The sequence below is a fragment of the Streptomyces niphimycinicus genome, from assembly GCF_018883605.1.
Classification (GTDB): domain Bacteria; phylum Actinomycetota; class Actinomycetes; order Streptomycetales; family Streptomycetaceae; genus Streptomyces; species Streptomyces niphimycinicus.
In genome coordinates this window covers 1-5559 of sequence record NZ_JAHLEM010000453.1, presented here as the reverse complement: position 1 = coordinate 5559, position 5559 = coordinate 1, and the positions used below count along the sequence as shown (strand labels likewise).

6 protein-coding genes and 1 riboswitch are annotated in these 5559 nt (G+C 72.0%); of the genes, 2 read left to right on the top strand and 4 right to left on the bottom strand.

Translation table 11 applies throughout. The annotated features are described in order from the left end of the window. Positions 1 to 190 precede the first annotated feature (190 nt). Positions 191 to 1516, top strand: a complete 1326-nt coding sequence (locus tag KN815_RS32340) for a dicarboxylate/amino acid:cation symporter (RefSeq protein WP_216345412.1) — start codon at positions 191 to 193, stop codon at positions 1514 to 1516. 63 nt (positions 1517 to 1579) lie between these two features. Here KN815_RS32340 and KN815_RS32335 read toward each other — a convergent pair whose 3' ends face one another. Both KN815_RS32335 and KN815_RS32330 read right to left on the bottom strand, forming a co-directional pair. Further along, on the bottom strand, positions 1580 to 1900 hold the full coding sequence (locus tag KN815_RS32335; protein ID WP_059145063.1) for a DMT family transporter: 321 nt from the start codon (positions 1898 to 1900) through the stop codon (positions 1580 to 1582). A gap of 31 nt (positions 1901 to 1931) precedes the next feature. Next, positions 1932 to 1997, bottom strand: a riboswitch (guanidine-III (ykkC-III) riboswitch). A gap of 6 nt (positions 1998 to 2003) precedes the next feature. Next, a complete protein-coding gene (locus KN815_RS32330) occupies positions 2004 to 3029 on the bottom strand; it encodes an alpha/beta hydrolase (protein ID WP_216345411.1) in 1026 nt (341 codons plus the stop codon). Between the two features lie 220 nt (positions 3030 to 3249). Here KN815_RS32330 and KN815_RS32325 point away from each other — a divergent pair, with 220 nt between their 5' ends. Next, complete coding sequence (locus tag KN815_RS32325) at positions 3250 to 3864, top strand: TetR/AcrR family transcriptional regulator (protein WP_216345413.1); 615 nt, start codon at positions 3250 to 3252, stop codon at positions 3862 to 3864. Between the two features lie 120 nt (positions 3865 to 3984). Here the strand turns inward: KN815_RS32325 and KN815_RS32320 are convergent, their stop codons facing one another. Together KN815_RS32320 and KN815_RS32315 are read right to left on the bottom strand one after the other, a co-directional pair. Further along, positions 3985 to 5148 (bottom strand): lipase family protein, encoded by a 1164-nt coding sequence (locus tag KN815_RS32320; RefSeq protein ID WP_216345410.1) that lies wholly within the window; start codon positions 5146 to 5148, stop codon positions 3985 to 3987. Between the two features lie 96 nt (positions 5149 to 5244). Further along, a partial coding sequence (locus KN815_RS32315; protein WP_216345409.1) for a helix-turn-helix transcriptional regulator occupies positions 5245 to 5559 on the bottom strand: 315 nt, incomplete at its 5' end.

The window sequence follows — 5559 nt, the reverse complement described above, 5'->3', positions numbered from 1 at the left end:
GTCATGAAGACAGCAGCCGCGCCCCTCATCTTCGCGAGCGTTCCGCTCGTGGCGCGCCTGCACATCGATCTTTGCCGCTGCCTGTCCGCGGCCTGTCGTCGCCGCTGATCGACCTCACGCACAGCGGCCGGAGATCCCGTACGGACTCCTGGCTTTCTCCCGCCCTCTTACCTCCACCGGAGTGTGTCCGTTGTCGTCCGCCCTCAAGGCGTCCCCCCAGGGGTCGTCCTCCTTCCGCCTGCCCAAGGTGCCCTTCTGGGCGCAGATCCTGCTGGGCCTCGTCCTCGGTGTGGTGCTGGGCTGGATCGCCCGCAGCGGTGATGTCGGCTGGCTGGTCACCACGCTCGACAAGATCGGCTCGATCTTCGTCCAGTTGCTGAAGCTGGCCGTCGCCCCGCTGGTGTTCTTCGCGATCCTGATCTCGATCACCAACCTGCGGAACGTCAACAACGCCGCCCGGCTGGCGACCCGCACCCTGCTGTGGTTCATGGCCACCTCGCTCATAGCCGTCGCCATCGGCCTCGCGATCGGCCTGATCACCAACCCGGGCGCCGGCACCGATCTGACCCCCAAGGACGGCGCCAAGCCCGACCACGCGGGCTCCTGGCTGGACTTCCTCACCGGGATCGTGCCGACCGACGTCATCACCCCGTTCACCGAGCTGAACGTCCTCCAGATCGTCTTCATCGCCGCCGTCGCGGGCGTCGCGGCCCTCCAGCTCGGCGAGAAGGCCCAGCCGATCCTCACCCTCAGCCAGTCGGTGCTGGAACTGCTCCAGAAGGCCCTGTGGTGGGTCATCCGCCTCGCCCCGCTGGGCACCCTCGGCCTCATCGGCACCGCCATCGCCGACTACGGCTGGAACCTGATCGGCAAGTACGCGACCTTCACCGCCGACATCTACATCGGCTGCGCACTGGTGATGTTCGGCGTCTACCCGCTGCTGCTCGCGACGGTCGCCAAGGTCAACCCCCTGAGCTTCTTCAAGGGCGCCTGGCCCGCCATCCAGCTCGCCTTCGTCTCCCGCTCCTCGGTCGGCACCATGCCGCTGACCCAGAAGGTCACCGAGCGGCTGGGCGTCCCCAAGGAGTACGCCTCCTTCGCGGTGCCCTTCGGCTCGACGACGAAGATGGACGGCTGCGCCTCGATCTACCCGGCGATCGCCGCGATCTTCATCGCCCAGATCTTCGACGTCCACCTGGGCATCGGCGACTACCTCCTGATCGCCTTCGTCTCGGTCATCGGCTCCGCCGCCACCGCCGGCCTCACCGGCGCCACGGTCATGCTGACCCTGACCCTCTCCACCCTGGGCCTGCCCCTGGAGGGCGTCGGCCTGCTGATGGCCATCGACCCGGTGCTGGACATGATGCGGACCGCCACGAACGTGGCCGGTCAGTCGCTGATCCCGGTGATCGTCTCGGCCCGCGAGAAGATCCTCGACCACGAGGCGTACGCCCACGCCAGCGCCTCGCCGCTGGACGAGTACGACGAGCCGGAGCGTCAGCTCGCCGCCGCGTAACCCCTGACCGGCGACAAACGGTGCCCCCGGACCTCAGCGAGGTCCGGGGGCACCGCGTTTGTTTCACTCGCCCGCCGTGGCCTCCAGGCCGACGATGGCCACCACCAGCAGGAGCAGGAAGAAGATCCGGGCCGGGGTGACCGGTTCATGGAAGAGGATCATGCCCAGCAGTGCGGTGCCGACCGCGCCGATGCCGACCCAGACGCCGTAGGCCGTGCCGATGGGCAGGCTCTTCACCGCCACGCTCAGCAGCCCCATGCTCACGATCAGACCGGCGACGGTGAACACGCTGGGCCACAGCCGGGTGAAGCCGTCGCTCAGCTTCATGCCGATCGACCAGCAGATTTCGAACAGTCCGGCGATGAGCAGCAGGACCCATGCCATGACGGCACCTCCGTGGAGTCTCTCGATACGGGGTGCGTCGTCTTTGCGGGGCCCGGTACGGCGCGTCTCGTCGGGTTCTTCCCGACCGTAGCAAACCCAGGTGTCAGGCAAGCGGGGCGGTGAGCAGGGGCAGGGCGCGGGTGAGCTCGCGCTCCCAGTAGGGCCAGGTGTGGGTGCCGGGGCCGTAGAAGTGGGCGGTGACGGCCAGGCCGTGGGTGCGGGCGCGGCGCACATAGCGCTGGGCCATCTCGTCGAGACCACGCTCCAGGGTGTCCTCGGGGCGGCCCGGCGGGTCGAGGGGGCCGGGGGTGCCATTGCCGCAGGCGACGTAGAGCGGGTAGCCGCGGGGGAGCCGGGGGATGAGGGCGTACGGGTTGTGGGCGTCCCAGAGCGCGGACTGGGCGGCGGGGTCTCCCCACAGGGCCGCCGGGTCGGCGCCCTGGCCCGTAAGGATGCCTCGGATACCGGCGGGGTCCAGGGTGGTGTGGATGACACCGCTGAAGGACGCCGCCGCGCGGAACAGGCGGGGGTGGCGTGCGGCGTAGGACAGGGCGCCGAAGCCGCCCATGGACAGACCGGCGATCGCACGGCGGCCGTTGGCCCTTAGGGCGCGCTCCAGGAGGGGGCGCAGCTCGGCCAGGTGGAAGGTCTCCCAGGCGGGCGGGCCGTAGTGGCCGCCGTTCCACCAGTTGGAGTAGAAGCCGGCGGGGCCGCCCTCGGGGGAGACGATCAGGGCCGGGGTGGCCGCGGTGATGGCCTCGACATCGGTGTTGCGGGTCCACGCCTCCCAGCCGGGGCCCGGGTCGCAGCAGCCGTGGAGCAGGTAGAGGACGGGCCGGCGGTGGTGGGGGCGGCGGTCGTAGCCGGTGGGGAGGAGGACGCGGGCATGGCCCGCACGGCCCAGGGCGGGGGAGTCGATCGTCAGGTCGAGGACGCGCTCGCTGACGCGGTCCGCGGCGATGAGGCGGGCGCGGGCGGGCGTCCGGTGTGCGGCAAGGGCTTCCGCGGGGCGGGCCTTCGGGGCCTTCGAGTCGCCGGGCTCCGGGGAACGGGCTTGGGCGGTGGTCGTCAGGAGCGGTGCGGCGGCCAGCGCGGTGAGCGCGGCGACGGCTCTGCGGCGGTTCGGCATCGTTCGTTCCCCTTCGCGGCGCTGCGTACGGAGCTGAACGGGGCACGGTGCGTGGTCAGTTGAAACTTTGATGTCGGCGGGCGGCCGTGGCAAGAGCGCCGACAGTGGTCCCACGTAGGCTTAACCCGATGTGTGTGCGGGGGCACGATCGAAGGGGGCGGCCTGCGTGGGCGGGGCGACGGGGAGCAAGCGCGTACCACGGGCGGTGCGGGAGCAGCAGATGCTGGACGCGGGGGTGCGGGCCTTCGCGCGCAGCGGCTATCAGAACGCCTCGATGGACGACATCGCCGAGCTGGCCGGGGTTTCCAAGCCGCTGGTCTATCTCTATCTCCATTCCAAGGAAGAGCTGTTCACGGCGTGCATACGGCGGGAGGCCGCGGCGCTGGTGACCGCCGTGCGCGCCGCCGTGGAGCGGGACGCGCCCGCCGACCGGCAGTTGTGGAGCGGGCTGAGCGGTTTCTTCGCCCATGCGGCCGAACATCCCGACGGCTGGACGCTGTTGCATGTGCAGGCCCGTACGCATGGGCAGCCCTACGCGCGCGAAGTGGCCGCGATGCGGGCGGAGATCGTGGAGTTCGTGACGCAGTTGATCGGGGCGGCGGCGCGGGAGCACGCCCGCGGCACCGCGCGCGCCCGGACCCTCGCGGGCACCGAGGTGTCCGGGCTCGCGTACGCGCTGGTGGGCGCGGCCGAGTCGCTCGCGGACTGGGCGGGGGACGCAAAAGCGGGCGGGCACTCGGCCAAGGAGGCCGCGGCCACCCTGATGAACTTCGCCTGGGCCGGGCTGGGGAACCTGCTCCAGGGGACGGGATGGTCGCCCGAGCGGGTCGGGTGAGGGGTGGGTCGGCCGACCCGCTCGGGCGGGCTGGGGCTCGGGTGGGCTGATGCGTGGATCTGGCTGAGGCGCGGTTCGGCGGGGCCTCGGGCGGGCCTCAGGCGGGCGTCAAGGTGGGCCTCAGGCGGTGCAGTTGCCCCGCGCCGGCTCGTCCGCCAGCCGCGCCGCCATCCAGTCCAGGGCCGCCGGAATCCCGGTCAGCGCCGTGGCGACATGGTCGAGCGGATAGTCCTGCCACTCCACCGGTACGCCCCGGGCGCACCAGCGGGCGCGCAGCGCCTCGCCGACCCGGTACGGGATCAGCTCGTCCACCAGGCCCTGGTAGAGGTAGACGGGGTGGTCCGGGGAGCGGGTGCCCAAGTACGAGGACCGCAGCGCGAGTTGCCAGGCCGGACTGGCGAGTGGGTCCCTTACGGTCACCTCGGACATGCGCTGGAAGAGCCCGGCGATGGTGCTGAGGGCCACGCAGTTGCGCTTCATGGTGTCCACATAGCCGCGGCCCCGGTCGTTCAGGTACGAGTCGAGCCGCAGCGCGGGGAAGGCCGCGTCCTGTCCGGTGAGCGCCATAAGGGCGAGCCCGGGGCCGGCTCCGCCGTCGTTGTAGGCGAGCGTCGTGGGGAGATCGGCGGGCACCCCTCCGGCGACCGTTCCCTTCAGCCGCAGCTCGGGGGCGTACAAGGCGTGCAGTTCGGCGGCCCAGCCGGCCGCCTGGCCGCCCTGGGAGTAGCCCATGATGCCGACGGGAGCGTCCGGTGAGAGCCCGGCATCCGGAAGGCGCTGGGCGGCGCGCGCAGCGTCCAGAACGGCATGGCCCTCGGACCGGCCGGCCGTATAGGTGTGGTCGCCCGGGGTGCCCAGGCCCTCGTAGTCGGTGACGGCGACGGCCCAGCCGCGGCGCAGCGCGAGGTCGACGAGCTGGGCCTCGATCGAGGTGCCCTGCGGGAACCGGCCGGAGACCGCGCAGTCGTCGGAGAGGCCGACGGCGCCGATGCCCCAGGTGAGGAGCGGCCGGGGGCCCTGTTCGCCGTCGTCGGGGACGACGACCGTGCCGGAGACGACGTCGGGGCGGCCGGTGGCGGTGGTCGAGCGGTAGGTGATGTGCCATGCCCTGGTCGCGGTCGGCACCCCGGGCAGGGTCCGGAAGGCGGTGGGGGCGGAGGTGACGATGTCACCGGGTCTGCCGGTGGCGGCGGCCGGGGCGCCCGATACGGCCGTGGCGGCGGGCGGCGCCGAGGCCAGGGCAAGTGCGGCGAGGGCGGTGAGCACGGTGGTGCGGATGCGCATACGGCTCTCCCAACGGTGCGGGTGCGCTCTGGTGGTGCCGAGTCGCTGTGGGAGGACCGTAAGGACGGCCGGAATGTCTGTGGCTGACCGCGGCGCTCAGATTTGCTGACTCCAGATCTCATGTCGGTACGCGCCCGGGGTTGACCCGGTCCAGCGCCGGAACGCCCGGTGGAACGCCGTGTCCTCGGAGAAGCCCAGCCGTGCGGCCAGATCGGCGATGGGCTCGGCCCCCTCGGTCAGGCTGCTGACCGCCTCGTCACGCCGCACGGTGTCCTTGAGCTCCTGGAAGGACGTGCCCTCCTCGCGCAGCCGCCGCCGCAGCGTCGCCGGGCTGACCGCCAGCCGGGCGGCGACCTCGGGAAGCTCCGGGAGCCGTGCGGTGCGCCGGCCGCGTGGGCTGATCGCCGGGCC